Here is a 22,722-nt window from a genome sequence, read left to right on the forward strand (position 1 = left end):
TATGGCTTGTCGAAAACTCTTAATAACAAAGGAGTGGTTGACATCTGGCGGAAGGGTTAATTTGAATCTTATCAAGAAAATTCAGAAACGCGACGGCAGAATCGCTGATTTTGACCAAGCCAAGATAGCTGAGGCTGTCTGGAAAGCAGCTAAGGCTGTCGGAGGCAACGATCGATCCCTAGCCGACACATTGGCTGCACAGGTTGTAGAGCGCTTGGAAAAACAGCTCAAGCCAGGTGAGTTTCCGACGGTTGAGCAGGTTCAGGATTTGGTTGAGATAACCCTTATCGAGAATGGGCATGCTCGTACTGCGAAAGCTTACATTTTGTACCGGCAGAAGCGAGCTGAGATTCGTCACGCCAAGACAATGCTTGGTGTTGTCGACGAATTGAAGCTGCCCCTGAACTCCATCCTAGTGCTTGAAAGGCGCTACTTGCAGAAGGATGAAAACGGGAAAGTCGTCGAATCCACAGGACAGATGTTTCGTCGAGTGTCCAAAGGTATAGCAGAAGTTGAAAAGCAGTATGGTAAGAGTGATTCTGAAACCGCGGCTTTGGAAAACGAGTTCCATGGCATGATGACAAGTTTCGAGTTCATTCCCAATTCGCCCACGCTTATGAATACAGGCACGCAGTTCAGGCAGTTGAGCGCCTGTTTTGTTCTCCCTGTAGAAGATTCCATTGACAGCATTTTCAACACGCTCAAGGCAACCGCGCTTATTCACAAGACTGGCGGCGGCACAGGTTTTGCGTTTTCAAGATTGAGACCAAAAGGCGACATGGTGAAGACCACTGGCGGCGTTGCCTCAGGGCCAATATCGTTCGCCACAGTTTATGATACTGCAACTGATGTGGTTAAGCAGGGCGGGCGTCGACGCGGTGCCAACATGGGCATCCTACGCGTGGATCATCCCGACATCATGGATTTTGTTGTAGCCAAAGAGAAGGAAGGCGTACTTCGCAACTTCAACATATCCGTGGCTTTAACAGACAAGTTCATGCATGCCGTGGAGAAAGACGAGGACTTCGAATTAGTCAACCCGCGCAACGGCACAGTTGCGAAAAAGTTGAAGGCGAGAGTCATCTGGAACCTAATTGTCATGATGGCTTGGAAAAACGGCGAACCAGGAGTGATCTTCATTGACACAATCAATAGGTACAATCCCACGCCTAATGTGGGCGAAATCGAATCGACAAATCCGTGCGGCGAGCAACCGCTACTACCATTCGAATCATGCAATCTAGGCAGCATTGACGTCAGCAAATTCGTCACTGAAGAAGGCAAAATGAGTTGGGATCAGCTCCGAGAGACCATCAGAAAGGCGGTTAGATTCCTAGACAACGTCATAGATGCCAACGTGTACGTGCAACCTGAAATCAAAGAAATCACCAAAGGCAATCGGAAGATCGGACTAGGCGTCATGGGTTTTGCTGACATGCTCATTAGAAGAGGCACCAAATACGACACAGAAGAAGGCTTGAAAGCCGGCGAGGAGCTCATGCGTTTCATCAATGACGAAGGACACAAGATGAGCGCTGAGTTGGCCGTTGAAAAAGGAAGTTTCCCAAACTTTCAAGGCAGCGTTTGGGAGAAGAAATCGAAGGCTATGCGCAACGCCACAGTCACCACGGTTGCGCCAACAGGCACAATTAGCATTATCTCAGGCTGCTCACAAGGCATTGAACCCTTTTTTGCTATCGCCTACATACGTGATGTGGCGGACAGCCTCGGAAAAAGCCTAGTTGAAATTAATCCTTTGTTCGAGGATATAGCCTTGCGCGAAGGATTCTACAGCGAGGAATTGATGAGGAAGATTTCTAGGAAAACTTCAATTCAGGACGTTGATGAAGTTCCAGAAAACATACGCAAGGTTTTCGTAACGGCTCACGACATCAGCGCAGAATGGCACGTTAGAATGCAAGCAGCGTTTCAAAAACACACAGACAATGCAGTATCGAAGACAATCAACTTTCCAAACTCCGCAACGCCAAATGACATCGAGAAAGCGTATTGGCTCGCATACAAATCAGGCTGTAAGGGAATAACCGTCTACCGCCACGGCAGCAGAGAAATGCAAGTGTTACGGCCTGTGGAAAACGAAAACACTGGTACGTAGCTTAACAATAGGCTAAGCACATCGAAAGCTCTTTATGACAAGGTCTTTTTAGTTTTGTGACGGACGTACATTTTGGAGGAAAACCTCTAGCATGAGCGCTGTCAAGAAAATTATGAAGAGAGACGGCAGAAAAGTTGACTTTGACTCTGACAAAATTGTGGAAGCCATTTGGAAGGCTGCACAGGCTGTCGGAAGCAAAGACAGAACCGTTGCTGTTAAGCTCGCTGATCGGGTTGTTGAGAAACTCGAAAAGCAGCTTAAGCCAGATGAAGTTCCAAGCGTAGAGCAAGTTCAGGATTTGGTTGAGAAGACTCTGATGGAGAGCGGTCAAGCCAGCATTGCAAAGACGTATATTTTGTACCGTCAGAAACGCGCTGAGATAAGAAGAATGAAGCTGTTGCTTGGTGTAACAGATGAGTTGAAGCTGCCGCTTAACGCCATCCTAGTCTTAGAAAGACGTTATCTGCGCAAGGATGAAAAAGGACGCATAGCTGAATCGACAGCTCAAATGTTTAGACGCATAGCCAAGGCACTTGCAGCGGTAGAGAAACAATACGGCAAGACCGACAAGGAAATCGCCGGTTGGGAAGACGAGTTTTACCGCATAATGACAGAACAGCTATTTGTCCCGAACACGCCGACTTTAATCAACGCTGGCACGCGGTTTCCGCAGTTGAGCGCCTGCTTTGTACTGCCAGTTGAAGATTCAATCGAAGGAATATTCTCCTCGTTGAAAGCTGCTGCCATCATACACAAGACCAGCGGTGGAACAGGCTTCTCCTTTTCACGATTACGGCCAAAAGGCGACATTGTAAGAAGCACCGCGGGCACAGCTTCTGGACCGATTTCATTTGCCACGGTTTACGACACGGCAACAGAAGAGATGAAGAAAGGTGGAAAGCGACGCGGCGCCAACATGGGCATATTACGCGTCGACCATCCGGACATCATGGATTTCATAGTGGCTAAGGAGAGAGAAGGCGTTTTGCGCAACTTCAACATCTCCGTGGGCGCGACCGACAAGTTTATGGAAGCAGTTGAGAAAGACGCGGACTTTGAGTTAATCAACCCCCGAAATGGCGAAGTCATAAAGAAGCTGAAAGCCCGAGCCATATGGAACCTAATCATTATGATGGCTTGGAAAAACGGTGAGCCCGGCGTTGTTTTCTTGGACACCGTGAACAAGCACAATCCGACTCCGCATGTTGGGCAAATTGAGGCAACAAACCCATGCGGAGAACAGCCTCTCTTACCTTACGAATCCTGCAATTTGGGAAGCATCGATGTCAGTAAGTTCGTTACCGCTGAAGGCAAAATGGATTGGAGCAACCTCCTTGAGACTGCGAAAGTCGCAGTGAGGTTCTTGGACAACGTAGTCGATGCCAACTGGTATGTCTTGCCTGAAATTGAAAAAATCACGAAGGGCAACAGGAAAATTGGTCTAGGCGTAATGGGCTTTGCAGACATGCTCATCAAAAGAGGCATCAAATATGACACAGAAGAAGGCTTGAAAGCCGGCGAAGAACTCATGAAGTTCATCAACGACGAAGCACACAAGATAAGCGCTGAGCTGGGGGAAGAGAAAGGTAGTTTTCCAAATTTTCACGGCAGCATATGGGAGAAGAACTGGAAGACCCGTCGCAACGCTACAGTAACCACCGTCGCGCCGACAGGCACAATTAGCATCATTGGCGGTTGTTCACAAGGCATCGAGCCGCTTTTCGCCATCGCTTACGTGCGCGAGGTTGCTGAAACGCTTGGACGCAGCCTAGTCGAAGTCAACCCGTTGTTCGAAAGCGTTGCGCTAAAGGAAGGCTTCTACAGCGAGGAACTCGTTAAAGAAATCTCGAGACGCACCTCGATCCAAGATTTGAAAGAAATCCCTGAGAAATGGCGTCGCTTGTTTGTGACCGCTCATGACATTAGTGCCGAAATGCACGTGCGCATGCAAGCAGCTTTCCAAAAACACACTGACAACGCCGTGTCGAAAACCATTAATTTTCCGAATTGGGCAACGCCGAATGACGTTGAAAAAGCCTACACGCTGGCTTGGAAACTAGGATGCAAAGGAATAACGGTCTATCGCCACGGCAGCCGAGAAGTGCAAGTTTTGAGACCTATTGAAAGCGAGGGCGAAGTTGCCGACTTCAGCAGAGTCTGCCCCACATGCGTCTGAAAGGCACAGGAAGGTCATATGCCGCTGAGCATTGTTATGCTGAAACTTCGCTTTGATGGCTAGATTGTTCCTTTCGAAAATTTCTTTATCTCGGCGCATTACAATTGTGCATGGTTTGAGGGATAACTGGAGAGAGCATGTCTAAAGACCCACAGCTGCTGAACTGCCCACACTGCAACGCGCCAATTGACTACGTGGTAGGCGAGACGCTTTTCACGTGCAAGTATTGTGGCTACGCGTTTTCGTGGATTAAGGAAGGAGAATTCAGAGAAATCGCGCCTGGCAAGCACTTCATGCTGATAAACAATTATTCTCAGAATCAGATGCGCGACTTGGTTCTAGATTGGATGCGAAAAGGCTTTTTCAAAGCTGGAGACCTAGCTGAGAAATCCGAAATGACTGAGACGACATTGAAGTTTGTGCCTTTCTGGCTGGTCAACGTTCGCGCTGATACTGTGTATAGAGGGAAGAGGAGAATCGAAACCTCAGAAACCAGAACGCGGTCTGGACCAAGGGGAACTCAGGTTTCTGAGACAGTGAGAAGAGTGCACTGGGTGGACAAGTCAGGCGACTTCTCAGATGTTGAGGACTGGAAGGTTTTGGCAGTTAAAGGAATGGTCTTTCCAGTTGACAAAGTTGAGCTTCAAGTTGCTGGCAAAATGCCCTTTGAGATAAAGAATGTTTCTCCAGGTGCAAGACTGATCAACGGTGATGTGGACGAGGAGCTGGCCAAGAGAGAGGCTGAAGCGGGCATCAGAAATATGCACGCTAGGCGGGCTCGCTCTGAGGTTGACGAATTATTGTCCATCAACACGAATGTCCAGATCGGAGAAGCCCATCTGCTCACAGTTCCATTATGGTTTGTTCAATATAGATACAAAGGCAAACCCTACCCCATCATAGCTGAGGGAGCAAATGGAAGAATTATTGAGGGAAAAGCCCCAGTGGGCAAATACGACATACTAGCAGTTGTGGCAGTGGTCATAGCGATCATCGCTATTCTATTTTTCATACTGCTGTTCTTTGCGAGATAGAAAAGCTGTGCTGAGAGCTTATATGCTGGAATCTAGTCTTAATTGCTGAAACCTGACAGAGGTGAGACCGTTACAGTATAAGCTGATCATACGACACGTGGACAGGGATGAAACCGTTGAGCAGTTTGACCTTCTTGATGAAGTCCTCAACTACCTACAGACTCATCTGGGACACGTGTTTGGAAGAAAAGACGTGCTGGGCATCTTGATACTCAAAGAAGACTAGATGTTTGCCCTATTGTCCTTACTCGCGGTCAGTTCGTCAGCTAATATAGGCGTTGTATCTTACGCGTTCCGTTCTGTCCATTTTCAGGCGACCTAAGAGTCCTACGAGCATGAAGTCGAAGGTGCCGCCCCACAAAAGCCATCTCAGTTTATGATACACGTGAAGTAACTCCAATCCTTTATCAGTAGTCTTGTAGTAGGACAGGTCGGGTTTCATTTCCAGCAGATCGAGTTCAATGAGTGCGGCAACATATTTTCCGAACACCGCGGGCTTCATACCAGAACGATGATGTAGCTCGTTTTTCTTGGCGCCTTTGCTTGCCGCTTTAAGAATTTTGACGACATTGTCGAGTTCATGCCTATTTTTGCTCGTAAGTTTGCCTCCGCTGTCTTGCCAGCTGTCATTCGACAATGTCCCATCCGACGATATTAATAGTTGTTTCAGCATGGGGAATATTGCCAAATCAAGTTGAACATAACACTAGAACAGCCAGAACAGGTCGTTGCCATGGAAGTGCAAGTTGGTATCATAATCACTGAAAAAATCGTTCACTGGCTGAACGTGATGTAGAAGAAGCGGGAGAGCGCTTAGCGCGTTCTTCTTTCCCGAAAACGGTTAGAATACGACTATTGGTTCTTCTTGGGGTTTTTCAGGCGTTGGAGGCTCTATGTTCTCTTCAACAGGAGTTTCTGGCTGCGCTGGTGGTTCTTGAACTGGCTCTGCCGGTTGCGGTGGAGCTGGTTCAGCCTGCGGCTGTTCAGAGGGAGGTGCTGTCTTTTCTTGAGGTTGTGTTGGCTCGGGTTGAGTGGGGGTGTCAGCTTGTTTTTGTTCAGTTTCTGCGGGTGACTCGACTAGGGGAGTTGGATTTGTGGCGCGAGATTCGAATGGATTCCAAGGTTCGATGTACCGTTTCGGTTTAGCTCGCAGTTGCATTGTTAAAGCCATGGTCATCAAGCCCAATGCGAGAACAACAGCGCCTTCTCCTGTTAAGGCTCGGAGAAACAGCATTGAAAATCCGCCGCCCAACATCATGGTTGCAACGGCTATTCCTGCCCAGAAGGCTTCATCTTCGCTTATCATAACTGATCTCACTTATTTTGCAGATTCACGTTACAGAATATTTAACACCTATGAATTGAAGATACAGAAACATGGGATAGAGGCAACCTTAAATGTGAAGGCCAAACTCTAAGTCTAGGCGCAGAGCAGACTGAACCTGGAAACCAAAATGAACCCATTAACTGTCATATATTGGACCCGGCTTCTGCTGGGCATCGTCGCTGCTTTACTGTCCACGCTGCTGGGAAGCATGACAATGGAATTCACTTTTTTGAACGGCATATCCATCGCGTTGCTTCTTTACATAGTCACGTACTACGTTTACAAGGCTATGTTTCTGGCGAAAGTTGAAAAGCCTTCGAAAATTTTCACAACCGGAGTTGGCGGGTACTTTCTCTCATGGCTGGTAATGTGGGCGCTGTTCTACACTTTACTGAACTACCCGCAACTGCAGCTACAGCCCTAACTGATCGAGGGTGTTAAGACACGGTTCATTGCATCGTCAGCTACAGCCACAGCGTAGCCTGCAATTCTACGTAGGTCGCGGGCAATTATACTCAACGTGACCGCTGTGTCCATGTCTTTCACTTTTTCCATGATGCTCTTCAACAAAGATTCCTCTTTGTCCCTAATCTCGCTCATCCTAGTCAATACTGCAACTGCTAACTTCACATCTTTCTTCATAAAGGCTGAGGCAGCATTCATCTGCATTTCAAAGGCAACATCTGACAACTGCGCAAAAGCTTTCAGAAGGTCTGACCCAACCTTTCGTTTAGCCCCCAATTTGAGAACATGTCCAGCAATCTGTGATGAGTGATAGACTAGGCGGCTTAAATCCCGAGCCACCAACGCAAAAGTGATGTTTTCTTGACAGTTCTTGACTCCAACTTTGTCGGCAACGTTGCGGCTTAAACTCGCCGAAGCTACCTGCCTAATCATCACGCGATAGTGCCGTTGAGCCTCACCGCCTCGTTCCTGCGCCTCTTTGGCTAAGGCTAAGTTCCAACTGACGAGCGAGTTAATCGCGTCTTCCTGCAACTTCGAGGAGAAAGCTGATGTCTTCTCGATAAGCGACTCCATCGAAAACGTAGCCGGGTCGATTAACACCTGAAAACTCAAGTGGTCAGCTTCTTCCTCAGCTACCTCCACGCCGGGCAACTGTGTTCGAAGTTGCTTCAGCCTTTTTTTCTGCTCGGCAGACATGATCTTCTTGGAGACGATATTGATGCGTCCGCTACCTTGAATGTAATAAGTGGCTATGCAGTATTCGAGTGCGCGCAGGTTCGGAAAGTCTTCTAGGGGCAATGTGACTTCTAAGGGCTTCTCAAGTCCAACGCCTATTGGGAATATTCTTAATGAGCCGTCGTCCTCTTCAGACACTGCGATTTGCTCGCCGCTCTTCAGCTTCCGTTTCTCAACCCATGGTTTGGGCAGGGACAGCGTGAAGCTGCCGCCTTTTATTTTCTGCAGTTTTCTGACTTCCACGCTTTTTTCCTCGCTAAAGAATAAACGCGTATATAAGTTATATAAATTGTGGCTTGAAAATATTTTTTCTCCACAATAATTAAATCAGACGTTCACAACTGTATTGTTTCAGACTCGTGAAGGCTTATGACTGCCCAAGTGCGAATTCTGCTTCACGCCATGTTCAAGGAAACAGCGGGCAAAGGCGAGTTTTTTCACGAGTTGGGTTCGGGTTTAACTCTTAAGGTGTTACTGGACGAACTCGCACGCAGATATGGCAAGGACTTCAAACAGATTTTGAACTCGAAAACTGGAATGATTGAGACCGACACTCTGGTTATGCTTAACGGTCAAAGCATGAGAAAACCTGATGTGCAGCTTAAAGATGGAGACGTGGTCATGATCACGGTGCCAATTGGTGGAGGCTAGACATAGCTGTGAGCGAAGTAAGATGCCTAAACTGTTTGAAACGATTTCAAGTGCAACTCAACGCTGAAACAGCCACATGCCCGCACTGCAACACAAAATTCAGGATTTCGTGGCCTGCGCCTGGACAGGCTAAGGTTAGAGGATTAGCCTAAGAGGATTGAAGAGAGAGGATCAGATCGGATTGGTCTGGAACAGAAAAATCGCGTACGTCAACTTGTCAAATGGCAAGATTGTGCAGAAGCCGATTCCACGAGAGATGCGCACCTTGTATTTGGGCGGTCGCGGCATCGATATGTATCTTCTGTACAATCACTTGCAGCCTGAAACTGACCCGCTCAGTCCAGAGAACGTGTTGATGATTGGTACCGGATTGTTATGTGGCATTCCATGTCTCGGCTCTGGACGAGGCGACATCGCGGCTAAATCGCCGTTAACCGGCGCGGTTGGAGACTCGAATGTGGGTGGCTTTTTCGCGCCTGAACTCAGGTTGGCAGGTTTTGATCATTTAATCATTTCTGGAAAAGCGGACAAGCCAGTTTACCTGTGGGTCAACGATGGCGAAATCACGGTTGAGGATGCTTCGCATTTGTGGGGACAAGACACGTTTGATGCTCAGACGACTATAAGGAAAGACAAGGATGACGATGAGATCAAGAGCATTGTGATAGGCGTAGCTGGAGAAAACCTTGTCAGATTTGCCAATGTGCGCACAGGCATGAAGAACTCGGCTGGCAGAACGGGTATGGGCGCTGTTATGGGTTCGAAAAACCTCAAGGGCATAGCTGTGAGAGGCACGACGAGCATAGAATACGCGCATCCAGATGAGCTGCTTGACTACTGCAAAGAAATGAACGACATGATAATTGGCACGCGTTGGGCTAAGGCGCAGTCGAAATGGGGCACTATGATAATTTACAGCAACACCAACACCACGGGTTTAATTAGAACGAAGAATTTTCAGCTGAACAGGTTCGAAGAAGGGCAAGATCTGGAACCTGAGAACATAGATCGCTACTCGTTTGGTACTTCAGGCTGTTACAGTTGCGTTGTGCATTGCAGGCACCGCTACACTTTGAAAGATAGTTCTGGTGAGACGATTTTTGGCGAAGGACCAGAGTACACGTCGCTTGGCGCGTTTGGAACCATGGTGAACTGCAAGAAAATGGACACGATTCTGAAAGCTAACCATCTCGTTAACAAGTATGGCATTGACACATTGGAAACGGGTGGACTCATCGCTTGGGCTATGGAATTGTATGAGAAAGGCATACTCACGGAAGCACAGATTGATGGATTGAAGCTGGAGTGGGGCGACGAAAACGTCGTTTACGAGTTGATACGGAAAATTTCCACCCGAGAAGGCTTTGGCAACGTTCTTGCAGACGGCTTTAAACCAGCCATAGCCAGAATCGGAAAAGGCTCTGAATACTACGCCATTCAAGTCAAGGGTATGAGCAACTTGCATTCGGATGAACGTCCGACGCCGAGTTTCGCTTTAGGCATAGCCACGTCTACGCGTGGTTCAGATCACTTGCGTAGCCGTCCCGCCATCGACTTGTATGGTTTGCCTGAAGAGTTGCTTGAGGAAGTGTATGGAGGACCTGTTGCTTCTGATTCCACTTCGTATGATGGCAAGCCGCGGATGATTTGGTGGCAAGAACGTCTCTATGCAGTAACCGACGCGATTGGCGTGTGCAAGTTCCAAACGGTTTTCTGCGCGGTTCACGCACCAAACTGGAATGAATACTCAAAGCTCATTCAGCTTGCCACTGGCATGGAGTTTTCAAAGGCCCAGTTGATGCAAATCGGCGAAAGAATCTACACGCTTGAACGCTTGTTCAACCTGCGGGAAGGCTTCACTCGGAAAGACGACTCGATTTCAGAACGTTACTTCAAAGAGCCGACGCCCCTCGGTTTTCCAACCGCTAAAGGCAAGACGATCGACAAAGAGCGGTTTGAGAAGATGCTTGACGAGTATTACGCGTTGCATAACTGGGATCGAAACGGCGTGCCCACGAAAGAGGCTTTGGAGCAACTAGGGTTGGACAAAGAGCCGTCGCACAAGATTTGAAGAAAGGAGAGATGACTGTGGACAAGATCTTGTTCATTGACCCAGAGAAATGCACTGGGTGCCGCCTCTGCGAAACAGCCTGCTCGTTGCATCATGAAAAAGTGGTTAATCCTGCGTTGGCGCGAATTCATGTTGCCAAGTGGGAAACCGCTGGTCTGTATATTCCTGTTGTCTGCGTGCAATGCGAATCGCCTATATGCCAAACCGTGTGTCCTGTGCGAGCAATAAGTCGAGATGAAAAAACTGGAGCTGTCATAATCGACCCAGATGCCTGCGTTGGCTGTCGCCTCTGCGCTCTCTATTGTCCATTTGCAGGCGCCCAGATCGACTTCAAGAAGGGAAGAATTTTGAAATGCGATTTGTGCAGCGGTGAGCCTGTGTGCGCCAAGTTCTGCGACCCAAAAGCGTTGCAGTATGTTAAGGCGTCTACGGCTAACATGATGAAGCAGCGTGCAGCGGCTCAGAGATTTTCAGAACTCATGAAGAAAATGTTGGTTGCGCCTTAAGAAGTGGACAGATCGGCTATTTCCACTACGTCATAGACTTTGATTCCCGGCGTTTTTCTGGTTGCTGCGTTGCGCAGGTTGATGTGGCATGTGGGGCAGGCAGTCGTGAGAGCTGATACGCCTAGGGGAACCGCGTCTTTGACGAGTCTTTCTGTGGCGCAGTTGTTGGCAACTGTGTTGTTGAAAGACCATAGTCCGCCCCCGGCTCCGCAGCATCGTGAGCGGGTTCGGTTCAGCGACATTTCTACAAAGTCTAGCTTGGGCACAGCGTTTAGAACGTTGCGTGGTGAGTTGTAGACGTTGCTGTGTCGTCCCAGCGAGCAGGGATCGTGATATGTGATTTTCCAGTTCAAATCGCGTGGGACGAGGTCTTTTTCTTTGATGAGATTCTCGACGTATTGTGTGGCATGCTGGACTTTGAAGGGCAGGCTTATGCCAAGTATTTCTGGGTACATTTTGGTAAACGTGTAGTAGCAGCCGGCACAAGTTGTGATCAGAGTCTCTGCCTTTGTTTGGCTTAGCCTTTCAACAAGTGTTGAGGCGTTTTTCTTTGCCTCGTTCCACAGTCCTGATGCGAATAGGACGTAGCCGCAGCATCCTTCTCTCTCGCCTAGATACGTGAACTCGACGTGTGCCTTGTTTAGAATGTTGCCCAACGCCTTTGCTGTGTTTGGAGTGCGAGTTGAAGCCACGCAGCCAGCCCAGTAGAGAACGGAAGCCTTCTGCGGAAAGACGCCTTTTTGCGGAAGTTGCTGTGTCCACGTAACGCGTTTGCTGGGCGGCATGCCGCTTGGGTCTCCAACCTCAAATATGTTCTTGGCTGTAGCTGCAAACAGGTCAGGCACCCCTTTTTTCTGAGCAATACGGCGACGCGTGTCCAATATGGCTTTTCTGACTTGCGTGCTTTCGAAGCAGGGCGCAAAGCATAGTCCGCAGAGGCTGCAAGAGTACAGGATGTCGATTGCCTTAGGGGAAGGTGACAACTCGCCGCTCGACAATGCACGAGCAATGATGGCTCTGCCTTTAGACGACCATGTTTCGACATTGTTGAAGGATGGGCTTACTGGGCAGTAGCCGCTGCACACTTTGCATGCGAGGCATTTCTGCGAAGGAAGATCCGAGAAGAATGAGTTCAGCGCGAGAGCATAGTTGCGAAATGAACCGTGTCCAGCCCTCTTGATTTCCTGTTCCAAGTCCGCGGTTTGAGGCTGTTTTTCGTTTAGGTTCAGAAGACCTTCAAGTTGAGGCGGGTCAGCATCGTCGATCAGAACCACGGCTTTTGACGGAGTTTGATCGAATCCACTTTTTCCTTCAGTTCTTTTGAAGACCAGAAAGCCTTCAACCTGAGCCAGCTCGCGAATTTCGTTGGCTTGCAGGCTAGAGCTGACTTTGACGACAGCGTCAATTCGTGGATACTGCTTCTGTCTAAAAAACTGTTCAAAAGAATACGCATACAGATCTTCAGGGTCTGTTAAAACGTTTGAGTCGCCCGCAATTCGCCGAAGGGTCTGAATGACGCTGCTCTTCAATGACATGTTCTTTGCTCTGTGCGCCAATTGGAGTAAGAAAATAGGCTTGGGCACAGATTAACGCTTCGAAAACTCCGCCTATTTCTTGAATACTCGTTTGCCTATGAACCCGCCTACAGCCCCTAAAGCTGCTCCAATGGCAACGCCGATTGGCACAAAAAAGACCACAAGGGTCAGTATTCGGTTAATATCCTCTAGAATGCTTGGGTGGTAATTCGTATACAGGGCGTAGACGACCTCAAACAAGATGCCGAGGAGTAAGCCTCTTTTGACCCCTGCTGCTACGATGCCGACAATTAGAGGGGTTATGAGGAAGATGATTAGCCGTGGTCCTTCTTGGTTGCTGAGCAAAACTGCTCCGATGATGAAGAGGACTACACCTGCAATCAATGCATAGATTGTATGCTTGTTCATTGGAGGTCCACCTGATATTGTCTACTCATGCCGAGCTTGAAATTTATAAGATTTATCTAGGAAAAACTAGAGTGCCTCTTGGTCTGAGGGAATGGGAGAAACTCATATAAAACATCAAATGCTATAAGCCTAAATTTCTAGAGTAACGTCGTATCATGAAAAGGATAGATGAAATATGGCATTAAGTTGGTTGCCGAGAGATCATGAACTTAAGAACCATGCGTTGCACGGTGACACGCATTGGAGCAAACAAGCTCCTAGCATAATGTATGAGAAAAGACCTTTGACAGATCCAGAAGGTAAGCCGATTGAAGATTTGTTCGTTGCTTGGATCATATTGAACAATCCTCAGCAGTACAACTCATATACAACTGAGATGGTGAAAGGCGTCATAGCCGGCTTCGAAAACGCCTCACTTGACCGAAGCGTGGTCGCTGTTGTGTTCACAGGTGAAGGAGCCAACGCGTTCTGCACAGGCGGAAACACGAAGGAATACGCCGAATACTACAGCCAAAGACCCAACGAATACGGCGAATACATGGAGCTCTTCAACCACATGGTAGACTCCATACTCATGTGCAAGAAACCCGTCATCAACCGAGTCAACGGCATGCGGGTCGCAGGGGGGCAGGAAATCGGCATGGCATGTGACATTTCTATTGCTTCTGATCTCGCAGTTTTTGGACAAGCTGGTCCGAGGCACGGGTCGTCTCCAGACGGTGGCTCCTCGGATTTCCTACCTTGGATGCTTAGCATGGAAGACGCTTTGTGGAACTGTGTTTCCTGCGAGTTGTGGAGCGCCTACAAAATGAAGCGGCTGGGCTTGATCAATAGGGCTGTTCCAGTAATCAATGATGAGGGCAAGTGGGTTCGTAACCCGTCCGTTGTCACAGATCAATACATCGAAAACGGTGAAGTCGTTTACGGCGAAGTCAAGACCGGGGAGGAATATGACAAGGCCCAAGCTTACATCAAGGCAGCGAGAGAACAGAACAAAATCAGCCTCGAACTACTTGACAAAGAAGTTAACAAAGTTGTCTGGTTGTTCGCCAACTTGTTCCCCGGTTGTGTGATAAAGGCAATTGACAGTGTGCGCGCTAAGAAGAAGTTCTTCTGGGACACAGCCAAAGATTACAACCGTCACTGGCTTGCGGCGAATATGAATTATGAAGCCTTCTTGGGTTTCAGTGCATTCAACACAAGGAAATTGACGGGCAAAGATACAATTGACTTCATCAAGTTCAGGCAGTTGATTGCAAGAGGCAAACTCGCGGAAGACGCCATGTACGACGAAGTCATGCCTAAACCCAAAGAACAGCAGAAATAGCGAAGATTCCAGAAAACAGAGGCGACGGAGCGTGAGCAAGATTCCCGAGAAGATACAGACTTGGCAGATGAGGAGACCGTGGAGCAAAGACCCAAAAACAGGACAAGCAACTGAAGGACTGATTGAAAGAGCGGAGATTCCAGTTCCAGCTTTGCAGCCAAATGAGGTTCTTGTTGAAATCGCTGGCTGCGGCGTATGCCACACCGACCTCGGCTACTTCTACGACGGCGTGCCCACAGTTACCAAGCCTCCGCTCACGTTGGGACATGAGATCAGCGGCACTGTGATAGCGGGTGACAGCCGACTCGTGGGCAAGGAAGTTATCGTTCCTGCGGTGATGCCCTGCAACAAATGTGACATATGCTCCTCTGGGCGAGGAAACCGCTGTCTAGCTCAGAAAATGCCGGGAAACAGCCTGGGCGTTTACGGAGGCTTTTCCAGCCACGTTCCCGTGCCTTCCGAGGATTTGTGCGTGGTTGGCAACCGAGGCGGCTTTCAACTAGCTGAGTTAGCGGTGATCGCGGATGCTGTAACTACGCCTTATCAAGCCTGTGTGAGAGCTGGGCTGAAGAAGAATGATAATGTGGTTGTGGTTGGTGTCACCGGCGGCGTTGGCAGCTACGTGGCTCAGATGGCTAAGGCTTTTGGCGCCAAGACAGTGGTGGGCATTGCTCGCGATCAAGAGAAACTCGAGCGTTCGTTGAAGTACGGCTCCGATTACATGATCAACTCTAGTGGCAAAGATGACAATGCTATTCGCAATGAGTTCAAAGAACTGTGCAAGGCGCATGGACTTCCCAACTACGCTTGGATAATCTTTGAGGTTACAGGAACAGGTGCAGGGCAGTCCATTGCATTGAACCTGTTGTCGTTTGTGGGCAAATTGGTCGTCATAGGCTTTGGCATGCAAAAAAATGAGTTCAACCTGTCCAGACTGATGGCGTTCGACGCCGATATCGTAGGTACGTGGGGCTGTCTCCCCAAGTACTACTCCAAAGTGCTTGAAATGGTGCTAAACGAAACCATCAAGATACGTCCATTCACTGAAACTCGACCCATGAGCAGGATCAGTGAAGTATTCAGTGAAGCACACACAACAAGAATGATGAAAAGAGTAGTCTTAACGCCAGATTTCTAAACTCAGTGCGGATTGAACTGCGAAATCTCTCGGACAGATCGGTCAGAGCGAATCCTTGCAGTCTATGTAGAGTTCACGTTAAGTCTTGCCATTTAACTATCTTTAATGGAATATTGGCTTTTTGAACCGCTGGTTTGATGTCTTTTGATTCTGTTAGTAGCAATCCCGTGTGCTGTGTTGCCGCGGCTGCGATGAAACAGTCTGGTAAGTCGGTTAATCCGCTTTGGTGGAGTTCCATGGCGGTTCTTGTGGTTTCTAATTCGCATATTGGGAATCTCTCTATTCTGGTCTCTAAGAGGAGGCTTTTTGCGCCTATTTCAATTCTTTTCATAGTTCGCGCTCTGTTATGCGATTTTTCTGCTTCTCTGAGTGCTTTTCCAACAGCTTCAAAGAGGCTTATTTCGTTGATTTTGACATTGAAGCCTAAGTTGATTATTGTTTCCAGAGGGTTTTCTGGAAGCCCTGCAACTTTGACTCCGACCAAAGGAAGTAGGAACGTGCTGTCAACGAGTATGCTTTCTCGAGTGTGCAAAGTATTCACCGAGTATTTTTTGTTTGCTCGGTAGATTTATTAGTTCCGATAATATAGGATTTCTCTTGGTAATGCAGCTTGACTGAAGTTGGCGTTGTAGGTAAAAAGTATGACCTTTATCCTCCAAAGGAAATCAGGAACGAGCTTGGACTGAAACCTGGTCAGAAGGTTTTGTACAGGGTGGAGAAGGGAAAGCTCGTGGTTGAGGTTATACCCAGAGTTGAAGAAGCTGAAAAACTGCCCAAGTTTGCAGAGACAAGCGTTGAGGAGTTTGAGAAGTTCACAAAGGAACTGGAAGAGGGCAGCGTTAGGAAGCTGAAAAAAGCAGTGAAGAGAAAGCATTAAAAATCATTAGACGAAGATGCCAGATTTCCGTCACCCGTTCTGCGAACCCAACCTCAGCGACGCATTATAATGAATACGGCTCGAGACTCGAAACTCGGACGCAATAGAACAACTAAAGAAGACAAACATGGGTCTTCGACCAATCCGTTAATGACAAGCTTTTCATAGAGCTAGCTCTCTCCTTTTAGCATCGAGGCTTTCTACTATTGGAAGAGGAGCAACGGAAAAAGAAGAAACGCAAGCGCCAGCTAACCTTGCTTAAGCAGGAAGAGATTCAGAGCGGATCTTTCCCAGCATTGATGGAAGTCTTAGAAGAGCTTGGGAAGGAAGGAAAATTTGTTGACGTGCAGATCTGTCCTAGATGCAAGAGCGCCAAGGTTCGCAGAGTTGGCTCGATGGGGGGCGATATGTCAGGGCATATGGCAGTGACGCCGGTCAAGTACGAATGCCTCGACTGCGGATGGAGAGAACGCCTGGTCATCAAAGCAACTAACCGACCCTTAGGTTGGAGGGAAGTGGCCATAATCGCCGAGGCACTCGACCTAAAAGACAAGAAATAAGAGGCGCCCCATGACCAGCGCAAGTTACCTCGCGCGCACTGCAAGAACCTCGATATACTCCTTTTCAGCATCCGTACAACTGCTATAGTCGATTTCTCTGTCGGTTTCAAGTTCAATCGTAACCTCGGCATGCTTAATCATCTTCAAAACCTTAGCGTCTGAAACCTCACCTGAGCTAACACAAATCACGTCACGTACATCATCAACGGATACGCTTGCCAAACAGACTCTGGCCCCAAAATAGAAACGAGAAAGAAGCAAAACTTAACCTATTTTGGCGAAAAGAAACGTGCTCTAAAGACTGTGTTTTTCTACCCTGTTAGGATTGGCACTGAGTGGGCAGCTAAAATTATATAAATAGACATAGGTTGAGCAATTAACGAGTGATTTGTCATCTCAGCAAAAGACCTCAAGGCGCTTGCGCGTCGTTTTTTTGAGGAGGCGAACAAATGGAAGGCGGCCACCCTTGCCGCAATAGACGAGTTATTCGCCACTGACTACGTCGAACACAGTGGCAGCGGCAAGGACACACACGGCATCAAGGACTACAAACAATCTATGAGTGAGTTCTACAGCGCTTTTCCCGATGTTCACGTCACCATTGATGACATGGTCGTCGAAGGGGAAAGGGTAGCGGTGCGCTTTACGTTGGGTGGCACACACAAGGGTGAATTTATGGGCGTCCCTCCTACGAGTAAGAAGGTGACGATAGGGGAGATTGGCATCATCCGCGTTGCTGGCGGCAAGTTCGTGGAATCATGGATGAGGTATGATACTCTGGGCTTTATGCAGCAACTCGGCCTTGCACCCACATCGCAGAAGGAAAGGTAACCTAAGCCGTCATTTTCACTGTTGCCAAGAAAGAGTCAATGATATTCGAACATGGAAATTCGTCCAAAAGCATTGCAACCAACATGGAAGTAGTAGTCAACGTACACGCGGCGCAGACTACTACTTCTAACCTGAAGCACCTCGGTATTATTACTTGTTCTAAGCGAAAGTTAATAACATCTGAACAGAAATTTGCCTCAAGTACATACGAAGTTGTTACGGCAGACCCTTCAGAGTCAACAACAACTTCAAAACAGCCACAGCCATGGGCGTTGATGTCATCGGGAACACCCTGACGACGATGTCCACGCAGCTTGAGCTGCACAAAGCAGCCGTAACAATAGTAGAAGAAGGCGCTAAGCGATTGTCCCCTTCTTCTTTTGAAATTTCCTTTCCCACAGGACTCGCCGCAACATGCGCAAACGTCACCATGCCAACATGAAAGAGCACCACAAACTATGTTGAAACGCACCACAAAGTGAAAGTAAACAGAGCCCAAAACACCATACAGACCCCTCAACAGACCTCAGAACACAAACTGAAAAGCCTGATTTCAACTGCGAAATTTTTTTCTGCACTCATACTATCCCTCCATCCTTGGCTCCCGACAACACCAAGAACCCGCTCCTCCCAGCCACGGTTAAGGCTTATATGAATGAATGATTCTTATGTCTCAAACTTCACCTCGAGACGAGGCTTCAACTTTATGGATAAAACCAAAGTCATCATCATGGGCGCAGCCGGCAGAGACTTCCACAACTTCAACGTCTACTACCGCAACAACCCAAACTACGAAGTCGTAGCCTTCACCGCTACACAGATACCGGGCATAGCAAAAAGAGGCTACCCACCACAACTTGCAGGACCGCTTTATCCCAAGGGCATACCAATACACCCAGAGGAACAACTACCCGAACTCATCAAAAATCACGGCGTCCACGAAGTCGTCTTCGCCTACAGCGACGTATCACACGAATACGTCATGCACAAAGCCTCACTAGTCCTAGCCAACGGAGCAGACTTCAAACTAATGGGACCAACCTCAACCATGCTAAGAGCCAAAGTGCCAGTTGTCTCCATATGCGCGGTCCGAACCGGCTCAGGCAAAAGCCAAACCTCACGCAAAATTGCTCAACTTTTCAGAAAACGCGAATTCAGAGTAGTCGTCATCAGGCATCCCATGCCCTACGGCGACCTAGCTAAACAAGCTTGCCAACGCTTCGCCTCCTACGAGGACCTGGACAAAAACGATTGCACCATCGAAGAACGCGAAGAATACGAACCCCACATAGACAACGGAGTCATAGTCTACGCAGGCGTCAACTACGAGCAGATACTACACGAAGCCGAAAAAGAAGCAGACATAATCATATGGGACGGCGGCAACAACGACATACCCTTCTACAAACCCGACCTACACATAGTAGTCGCAGACTCACACAGACCAGGACACGAAACCACATATCACCCAGGCGAAACCAACCTCCGAATGGCAGACATAGTCATCATAAACAAAGTAGACACCGCAGACCCAACCAACGTGGCAACAGTAAGAAAAAACGCCAAAACCCTCAACCCAGACGCAGTAATCATAGAAGCATCCTCGCCAATAACCGTGGACAACCCAAAACTCATAAACGGCAAAAAAGTCCTAGTAGTCGAAGACGGACCAACCGTAACACACGGCAACATGGCATACGGCGCAGGCACAATCGCCGCCGAAAGATCGGGAGCAGGAGAAATCGTGGACCCACACCCCTACGCGGTTGGCTCAATAATCGAAGCCTACAAAACCTACGGACACCTCGGCGCAGTTCTGCCCGCCTTGGGCTACGGAAAAGAACAGATACGCGAACTCCAAGAAACCATCAACAAGACACCCTGCGACATCGTCCTCATCGGCACACCCATCGACCTACGACGCGTCCTAAACATAAACAAACCAGCCGTACGAGCAAAATACGAACTGCAAGAAATCGGCACACCAACACTTGAAGACATCCTCAAAAAAAGGTTCCCACAAAAATAAAATCGGCAACCACACTACATTCTGTAAGCTTGTGAACCCAAAAATGCCCGACACCAGCGTCTCAAGAATACCGATAAAACTCATCGTCGAAAGCACAGGCGAAGCCGAGGGTGAACTGATACGCCACCTAGCCCCACGAACCGTCACCGCCATCCTGAAAAAACTACCACTTGAAGGCAGAGCCGCACTCTGGAAAGAAGAAGTCTACTTCGAAATCCCAGTTGCCGCAGGAGAAGAAAAAGCCAAACCAACAGTGAAAAAAGGCGACTTAGCCTACTGGCCTATGGGAAAAGCCTTCTGCATCTTCTACGGTCAATCACAGCCCTACAGCGCAGTCAACATTGTGGGACAGATAACAAAGAACATAGAGCTTTTCAACAACGTTAAGAGCGGAAAAGTAATCCGAGTTGTCCGAACCTAAGGAAACTGAATCCTAGTCTCAGCCCATTCCTTCAACAACTGTTCGCATCTTTCTACTACTTCTTGACTATTGCTCCTCGCCTTCAGCGTCTTTAGAAATTCGAGGCGTTTTTCTATGGCTGCGATCTCGCCTATGCCGTAGTATAAGTTTCCTTCAAGATAGTCTTTCATCTGCTGCGCTTTCTGCACCACGTAACTGGCAGCGTTGACGACATCTGTGAGCATGGACATGTTCGCCCACAAAGCAGCGTCCGACTCATGCAGTTGACTGAAGCCTTCCATCTCAACGATTCCCCTTATGTAGGCGCGCAGAAAGTCATAGTAGTCAGCGGTCTTTAAGAGCTGGATTAGCTGCTCCATCTTTTCCTTGAACTGCGAACTGCCCTCGATGATTAACGTGTGCTTGTAGCCTTTATGAACAAGTTCTCTCGCTTTGTCGACTTCCTCTTGCGTGTAAACCCGTTTAGGAAAAGCCAAATCTCTGTCTCACAGAAATGAAGGCGCACTAGTCATGCGGTTTGTATATCTTGAGGCTTTTGCCCGCTGAAACATATTCCAGAACGCCTCTCTGCGCCAACTCGTCCAGCATGTCCTTTGCCACGCTCAAGCGCAAATTGAACCGGGACGCAACTGCATAAGGCGTGACTGCCTTCATCTTTTTGATTTCGCTTATTGTCTTCTCGCTTTTCAAATCAGGCGGCATAATGCTAGGCGCCCTCCTCTCGGCAGGCCCTGAGGATTTGCCTCCCTTCTTTTTCTCAGTCCCCTCATCCTTCTTATCCTGAGCGCGTTCCAGTTGCTTTACTGTGAGCTTTTTCTTTCCACCCATAATCACTACGACTCCGTCTTTTTCCATGCGGCTGGGCTGCTTATAGACTTATTCCCAGCTTTCTTTCTTGCGTGTTTCTTCTCTTCAACAGGCTTCGATTCGGGCAATGGGGTAGCATACTTTTTTTCCAGTGTCTGCCTGTGCAAGGTGTTCATGGTGCAGAAGGGCACGATTTTGCCACCGGGGAACCCATAATGAATCGTGCAGCGTTCCACTCGGGCTAGGTCGAAGTTGTAGGCATCCATAAAATGCATTAAACCGATCATCAGTGTCTTGTAGTGGAATGGTCTTAGCGACTGGTAGCTTCCGCTCATTATCGCAGGCAGGACTTCTCGAAGTATCTTGGGCTTGATGTTTCTCAGCGCTGAAAGCCCAACGCGCAGCTTAGCCCTTGTGCGTCTGCCTTTTCTCAGGTCTTCCGCTGCTTTAGTGAGGCTGTTGAAAAACGAATCGACGTCGCCGAGTCGGGTTATGGGCACTGCCTTGCCTTTCTCCACGTACATATAGGTGGCTGCTCCACAGTGCGGGTGACAAGTGAATTCAACGTGGGATTTTGACTTGTAGGCATTCAAGAAGTCCGATATTGGATAGGTACATGGAATAGGGTAGAAATCATCAACCGTGACAACGCCTTTCATCTGCTCCTCGATTCTCTGCAAGGCTTCAGGGATGGTGATCCTGCCCTTCTTTACTTCCCACTCTTCAGTTCTGCCCGCGAATGAGACAGGTTGGAAGTTGACGCAACGCACCACATCGATGTTTTCGATGGCAAATTGGATGATTTCGCCCAGCTGGTTGTCGTTCATGCCTCGGACAACAACCGGAACCAAAACAACGCTGTGGTGGCCTGCTTTGCGGCAGTTTTCAATGACCTTCTTCTTAATGTTGAAGAGCCAGTTGGCGTATTGCCATTTGCCTTTTTCATCGAGGTAGCTGGGCGCTCGTCCAAGATAGGCTTCAGGCTTGACGCCGTCGAATGAAAGATATAGTGTGTCTACGCCGGCGTCGCGAAGTTGACGTAGGTATTCGACGCCATCCTTGTCCTCAGCTATCTTAACACCGTTCGTATTGAGTTCCACGTGCCTGAAGCCCTTGCGTTTAGCCATCTTGACAATTTCTAACAGGTCTGGGTGAACCGTGGGTTCTCCGCCTGAAAGCTGAACTGCTGGGGGCGGCACAGGCAAGTTGCTGCGCAGCGTGTCCATGATTTCGCCGATGGCCTCTAGGCTAGGCCTATAAAGGTAGCCGATTTTTCCCGCGTGGGCGAAGCATATGGAGCATTGAAGGTTGCAGGCGTTTGTAACGTCAATAATGGATAAAACCGTGTGCGACTTGTGGCTTGGGCAGAGCCCGCAGTCGTAGGGGCATTCCTTCACGGTCTGGGTGCGCGGATTGGACACGCCTTTGCCGACTTTACCGTATTTCTCAAACCGATTGTATGTTTCAATGTCCGCCCAGTACACATCTTCGAAATGTCCATGTTGAGGACAGTTTTTAACCAGTAAGACTTGACCGTTTCTTTCGACGATTGTGGCGTCGAGCCGTTCTAGACATTCAGGGCACAGGCTGGTCGTGTGCTTCAGGACGTTATCCTCTGATGGTAGTTGCTTCTCCAAAGCCTGCAATTTGACACCACTGAGAGTTGTAACATTTAACTACAGCTTCACGGCATACACTATAAGAAGGT

Annotated in this window: 27 protein-coding genes; 16 read left to right on the top strand and 11 right to left on the bottom strand. The window is 48.4% G+C overall.

Annotation, left to right across the window (positions count from 1 at the left end):
- Positions 1-61: 61 nt before the first annotated feature.
- From VJ249_05380 to VJ249_05395, 4 genes are all read left to right on the top strand, one after another.
- Entirely contained in the window at positions 62-2,116 is a 2,055-nt protein-coding gene (locus VJ249_05380; protein HKZ93995.1) for a vitamin B12-dependent ribonucleotide reductase, read from the top strand.
- A gap of 91 nt (positions 2,117-2,207) precedes the next feature.
- The gene (locus tag VJ249_05385) at positions 2,208-4,292 is read left to right on the top strand and encodes an adenosylcobalamin-dependent ribonucleoside-diphosphate reductase (protein HKZ93996.1); all 2,085 of its coding nucleotides are present in this window, start codon (positions 2,208-2,210) and stop codon (positions 4,290-4,292) included.
- Between the two features lie 137 nt (positions 4,293-4,429).
- A complete protein-coding gene (locus VJ249_05390; protein HKZ93997.1) occupies positions 4,430-5,326 on the top strand; it encodes a hypothetical protein in 897 nt (298 codons plus the stop codon).
- A gap of 61 nt (positions 5,327-5,387) precedes the next feature.
- Positions 5,388-5,552 (top strand): hypothetical protein, encoded by a 165-nt coding sequence (locus VJ249_05395; protein ID HKZ93998.1) that lies wholly within the window; start codon positions 5,388-5,390, stop codon positions 5,550-5,552.
- A 36-nt stretch (positions 5,553-5,588) separates the two neighbouring features.
- On the opposite strand, the gene VJ249_05400 is transcribed toward VJ249_05395, so the two are convergent.
- Positions 5,589-5,963, bottom strand: a complete 375-nt coding sequence (locus VJ249_05400; protein HKZ93999.1) for a winged helix-turn-helix domain-containing protein — start codon at positions 5,961-5,963, stop codon at positions 5,589-5,591.
- A 204-nt stretch (positions 5,964-6,167) separates the two neighbouring features.
- Complete coding sequence (locus VJ249_05405; GenBank protein ID HKZ94000.1) at positions 6,168-6,632, bottom strand: hypothetical protein; 465 nt, start codon at positions 6,630-6,632, stop codon at positions 6,168-6,170.
- Positions 6,633-6,780: 148 nt separating this feature from the next.
- Between VJ249_05405 and VJ249_05410 the strand changes: the two genes are divergently transcribed.
- Complete coding sequence (locus tag VJ249_05410) at positions 6,781-7,077, top strand: hypothetical protein (protein HKZ94001.1); 297 nt, start codon at positions 6,781-6,783, stop codon at positions 7,075-7,077.
- Here the strand turns inward: VJ249_05410 and VJ249_05415 are convergent.
- The gene (locus tag VJ249_05415) at positions 7,074-8,096 is read right to left on the bottom strand and encodes a phosphate uptake regulator PhoU (protein HKZ94002.1); all 1,023 of its coding nucleotides are present in this window, start codon (positions 8,094-8,096) and stop codon (positions 7,074-7,076) included. The two genes, VJ249_05410 and VJ249_05415, sit on opposite strands and share 4 nt — an antisense overlap.
- Before the next feature lie 126 nt (positions 8,097-8,222).
- Between VJ249_05415 and VJ249_05420 the strand changes: the two genes are divergently transcribed.
- The 4 genes from VJ249_05420 to VJ249_05435 are packed head-to-tail and all read left to right on the top strand — an operon-like array spanning position 8,223 to position 11,081.
- Positions 8,223-8,504 (top strand): MoaD family protein, encoded by a 282-nt coding sequence (locus VJ249_05420; GenBank protein HKZ94003.1) that lies wholly within the window; start codon positions 8,223-8,225, stop codon positions 8,502-8,504.
- Between the two features lie 8 nt (positions 8,505-8,512).
- Positions 8,513-8,656, top strand: coding sequence for a hypothetical protein (locus VJ249_05425; protein HKZ94004.1), 144 nt, complete (start codon positions 8,513-8,515; stop codon positions 8,654-8,656).
- 5 nt (positions 8,657-8,661) lie between these two features.
- Positions 8,662-10,575, top strand: a complete 1,914-nt coding sequence (locus VJ249_05430) for an aldehyde ferredoxin oxidoreductase family protein (GenBank protein ID HKZ94005.1) — start codon at positions 8,662-8,664, stop codon at positions 10,573-10,575.
- A 17-nt stretch (positions 10,576-10,592) separates the two neighbouring features.
- Positions 10,593-11,081 carry a 4Fe-4S dicluster domain-containing protein gene (locus VJ249_05435; GenBank protein ID HKZ94006.1) on the top strand — a complete coding sequence of 163 codons (489 nt, stop codon included), beginning with the start codon at positions 10,593-10,595 and terminating at the stop codon, positions 11,079-11,081.
- Here the strand turns inward: VJ249_05435 and VJ249_05440 are convergent.
- Together VJ249_05440 and VJ249_05445 are read right to left on the bottom strand one after the other, a co-directional pair.
- Positions 11,078-12,664: a (Fe-S)-binding protein gene (locus tag VJ249_05440; protein ID HKZ94007.1), complete on the bottom strand. Its 1,587-nt coding sequence runs from the start codon at positions 12,662-12,664 to the stop codon at positions 11,078-11,080. The two genes, VJ249_05435 and VJ249_05440, sit on opposite strands and share 4 nt — an antisense overlap.
- Before the next feature lie 24 nt (positions 12,665-12,688).
- Positions 12,689-13,024 (bottom strand): hypothetical protein, encoded by a 336-nt coding sequence (locus tag VJ249_05445; protein HKZ94008.1) that lies wholly within the window; start codon positions 13,022-13,024, stop codon positions 12,689-12,691.
- A 175-nt stretch (positions 13,025-13,199) separates the two neighbouring features.
- Between VJ249_05445 and oah the strand changes: the two genes are divergently transcribed.
- Positions 13,200-14,351 (top strand): 6-oxocyclohex-1-ene-1-carbonyl-CoA hydratase, encoded by a 1,152-nt coding sequence (gene oah, locus VJ249_05450; protein HKZ94009.1) that lies wholly within the window; start codon positions 13,200-13,202, stop codon positions 14,349-14,351.
- A gap of 31 nt (positions 14,352-14,382) precedes the next feature.
- Positions 14,383-15,489 carry a 6-hydroxycyclohex-1-ene-1-carbonyl-CoA dehydrogenase gene (gene had, locus VJ249_05455; GenBank protein ID HKZ94010.1) on the top strand — a complete coding sequence of 369 codons (1,107 nt, stop codon included), beginning with the start codon at positions 14,383-14,385 and terminating at the stop codon, positions 15,487-15,489.
- A 73-nt stretch (positions 15,490-15,562) separates the two neighbouring features.
- Here had and VJ249_05460 read toward each other — a convergent pair whose 3' ends face one another.
- Entirely contained in the window at positions 15,563-16,021 is a 459-nt protein-coding gene (locus tag VJ249_05460) for a hypothetical protein (protein HKZ94011.1), read from the bottom strand.
- A gap of 78 nt (positions 16,022-16,099) precedes the next feature.
- On the opposite strand from VJ249_05460, the gene VJ249_05465 reads away from it, so the two are divergent.
- Together VJ249_05465 and VJ249_05470 are read left to right on the top strand one after the other, a co-directional pair.
- Positions 16,100-16,366 carry an AbrB/MazE/SpoVT family DNA-binding domain-containing protein gene (locus VJ249_05465; GenBank protein HKZ94012.1) on the top strand — a complete coding sequence of 89 codons (267 nt, stop codon included), beginning with the start codon at positions 16,100-16,102 and terminating at the stop codon, positions 16,364-16,366.
- A gap of 206 nt (positions 16,367-16,572) precedes the next feature.
- On the top strand, positions 16,573-16,926 hold the full coding sequence (locus VJ249_05470; GenBank protein HKZ94013.1) for a hypothetical protein: 354 nt from the start codon (positions 16,573-16,575) through the stop codon (positions 16,924-16,926).
- Positions 16,927-16,950: 24 nt separating this feature from the next.
- Here the strand turns inward: VJ249_05470 and VJ249_05475 are convergent, their stop codons facing one another.
- The gene (locus VJ249_05475; protein HKZ94014.1) at positions 16,951-17,148 is read right to left on the bottom strand and encodes a hypothetical protein; all 198 of its coding nucleotides are present in this window, start codon (positions 17,146-17,148) and stop codon (positions 16,951-16,953) included.
- A 171-nt stretch (positions 17,149-17,319) separates the two neighbouring features.
- On the opposite strand from VJ249_05475, the gene VJ249_05480 reads away from it, so the two are divergent.
- Positions 17,320-17,757 (top strand): ester cyclase, encoded by a 438-nt coding sequence (locus tag VJ249_05480; protein ID HKZ94015.1) that lies wholly within the window; start codon positions 17,320-17,322, stop codon positions 17,755-17,757.
- A gap of 216 nt (positions 17,758-17,973) precedes the next feature.
- On the opposite strand, the gene VJ249_05485 is transcribed toward VJ249_05480, so the two are convergent.
- Entirely contained in the window at positions 17,974-18,156 is a 183-nt protein-coding gene (locus tag VJ249_05485; GenBank protein HKZ94016.1) for a hypothetical protein, read from the bottom strand.
- Between the two features lie 307 nt (positions 18,157-18,463).
- Here VJ249_05485 and VJ249_05490 point away from each other — a divergent pair, with 307 nt between their 5' ends.
- Positions 18,464-19,786: a cyclic 2,3-diphosphoglycerate synthase gene (locus VJ249_05490; GenBank protein ID HKZ94017.1), complete on the top strand. Its 1,323-nt coding sequence runs from the start codon at positions 18,464-18,466 to the stop codon at positions 19,784-19,786.
- Positions 19,787-19,829: 43 nt separating this feature from the next.
- Positions 19,830-20,207 carry a cyclophilin-like fold protein gene (locus VJ249_05495; GenBank protein ID HKZ94018.1) on the top strand — a complete coding sequence of 126 codons (378 nt, stop codon included), beginning with the start codon at positions 19,830-19,832 and terminating at the stop codon, positions 20,205-20,207.
- Here VJ249_05495 and VJ249_05500 read toward each other — a convergent pair.
- Genes VJ249_05500 through VJ249_05510 form a run of 3 tightly spaced genes read right to left on the bottom strand, consistent with a single transcriptional unit; the run spans position 20,204 to position 22,660 of the window.
- Entirely contained in the window at positions 20,204-20,683 is a 480-nt protein-coding gene (locus VJ249_05500) for a hypothetical protein (GenBank protein HKZ94019.1), read from the bottom strand. The genes VJ249_05495 and VJ249_05500 overlap by 4 nt on opposite strands.
- A gap of 28 nt (positions 20,684-20,711) precedes the next feature.
- Positions 20,712-21,062 (bottom strand): hypothetical protein, encoded by a 351-nt coding sequence (locus tag VJ249_05505; protein ID HKZ94020.1) that lies wholly within the window; start codon positions 21,060-21,062, stop codon positions 20,712-20,714.
- Positions 21,041-22,660, bottom strand: a complete 1,620-nt coding sequence (locus VJ249_05510; GenBank protein HKZ94021.1) for a radical SAM protein — start codon at positions 22,658-22,660, stop codon at positions 21,041-21,043. Before VJ249_05510 ends, VJ249_05505 begins: the two co-directional genes overlap by 22 nt.
- Positions 22,661-22,722 lie beyond the last annotated feature (62 nt).

This window comes from Candidatus Bathyarchaeia archaeon (genome assembly GCA_035283685.1).
GTDB lineage: Archaea > Thermoproteota > Bathyarchaeia > Bathyarchaeales > Bathyarchaeaceae > DATETJ01.

Excerpts from the sequence above, each read along its gene's own strand:
- VJ249_05445 (HKZ94008.1), bottom strand. The coding sequence starts at position 13,024 with ATGAACAAGCATACAATCTATGCATTGATTGCAGGTGTAGTCCTCTTC.
- VJ249_05405 (HKZ94000.1), bottom strand. The coding sequence starts at position 6,632 with ATGATAAGCGAAGATGAAGCCTTCTGGGCAGGAATAGCCGTTGCAACC.
- VJ249_05495 (HKZ94018.1), top strand. The coding sequence starts at position 19,830 with ATGCCCGACACCAGCGTCTCAAGAATACCGATAAAACTCATCGTCGAA.
- VJ249_05390 (HKZ93997.1), top strand. The coding sequence starts at position 4,430 with ATGTCTAAAGACCCACAGCTGCTGAACTGCCCACACTGCAACGCGCCA.
- VJ249_05490 (HKZ94017.1), top strand. The coding sequence starts at position 18,464 with ATGGATAAAACCAAAGTCATCATCATGGGCGCAGCCGGCAGAGACTTC.
- VJ249_05505 (HKZ94020.1), bottom strand. The coding sequence starts at position 21,062 with ATGGAAAAAGACGGAGTCGTAGTGATTATGGGTGGAAAGAAAAAGCTC.
- VJ249_05420 (HKZ94003.1), top strand. The coding sequence starts at position 8,223 with ATGACTGCCCAAGTGCGAATTCTGCTTCACGCCATGTTCAAGGAAACA.
- VJ249_05385 (HKZ93996.1), top strand. The coding sequence starts at position 2,208 with ATGAGCGCTGTCAAGAAAATTATGAAGAGAGACGGCAGAAAAGTTGAC.
- VJ249_05410 (HKZ94001.1), top strand. The coding sequence starts at position 6,781 with ATGAACCCATTAACTGTCATATATTGGACCCGGCTTCTGCTGGGCATC.
- oah (HKZ94009.1), top strand. The coding sequence starts at position 13,200 with ATGGCATTAAGTTGGTTGCCGAGAGATCATGAACTTAAGAACCATGCG.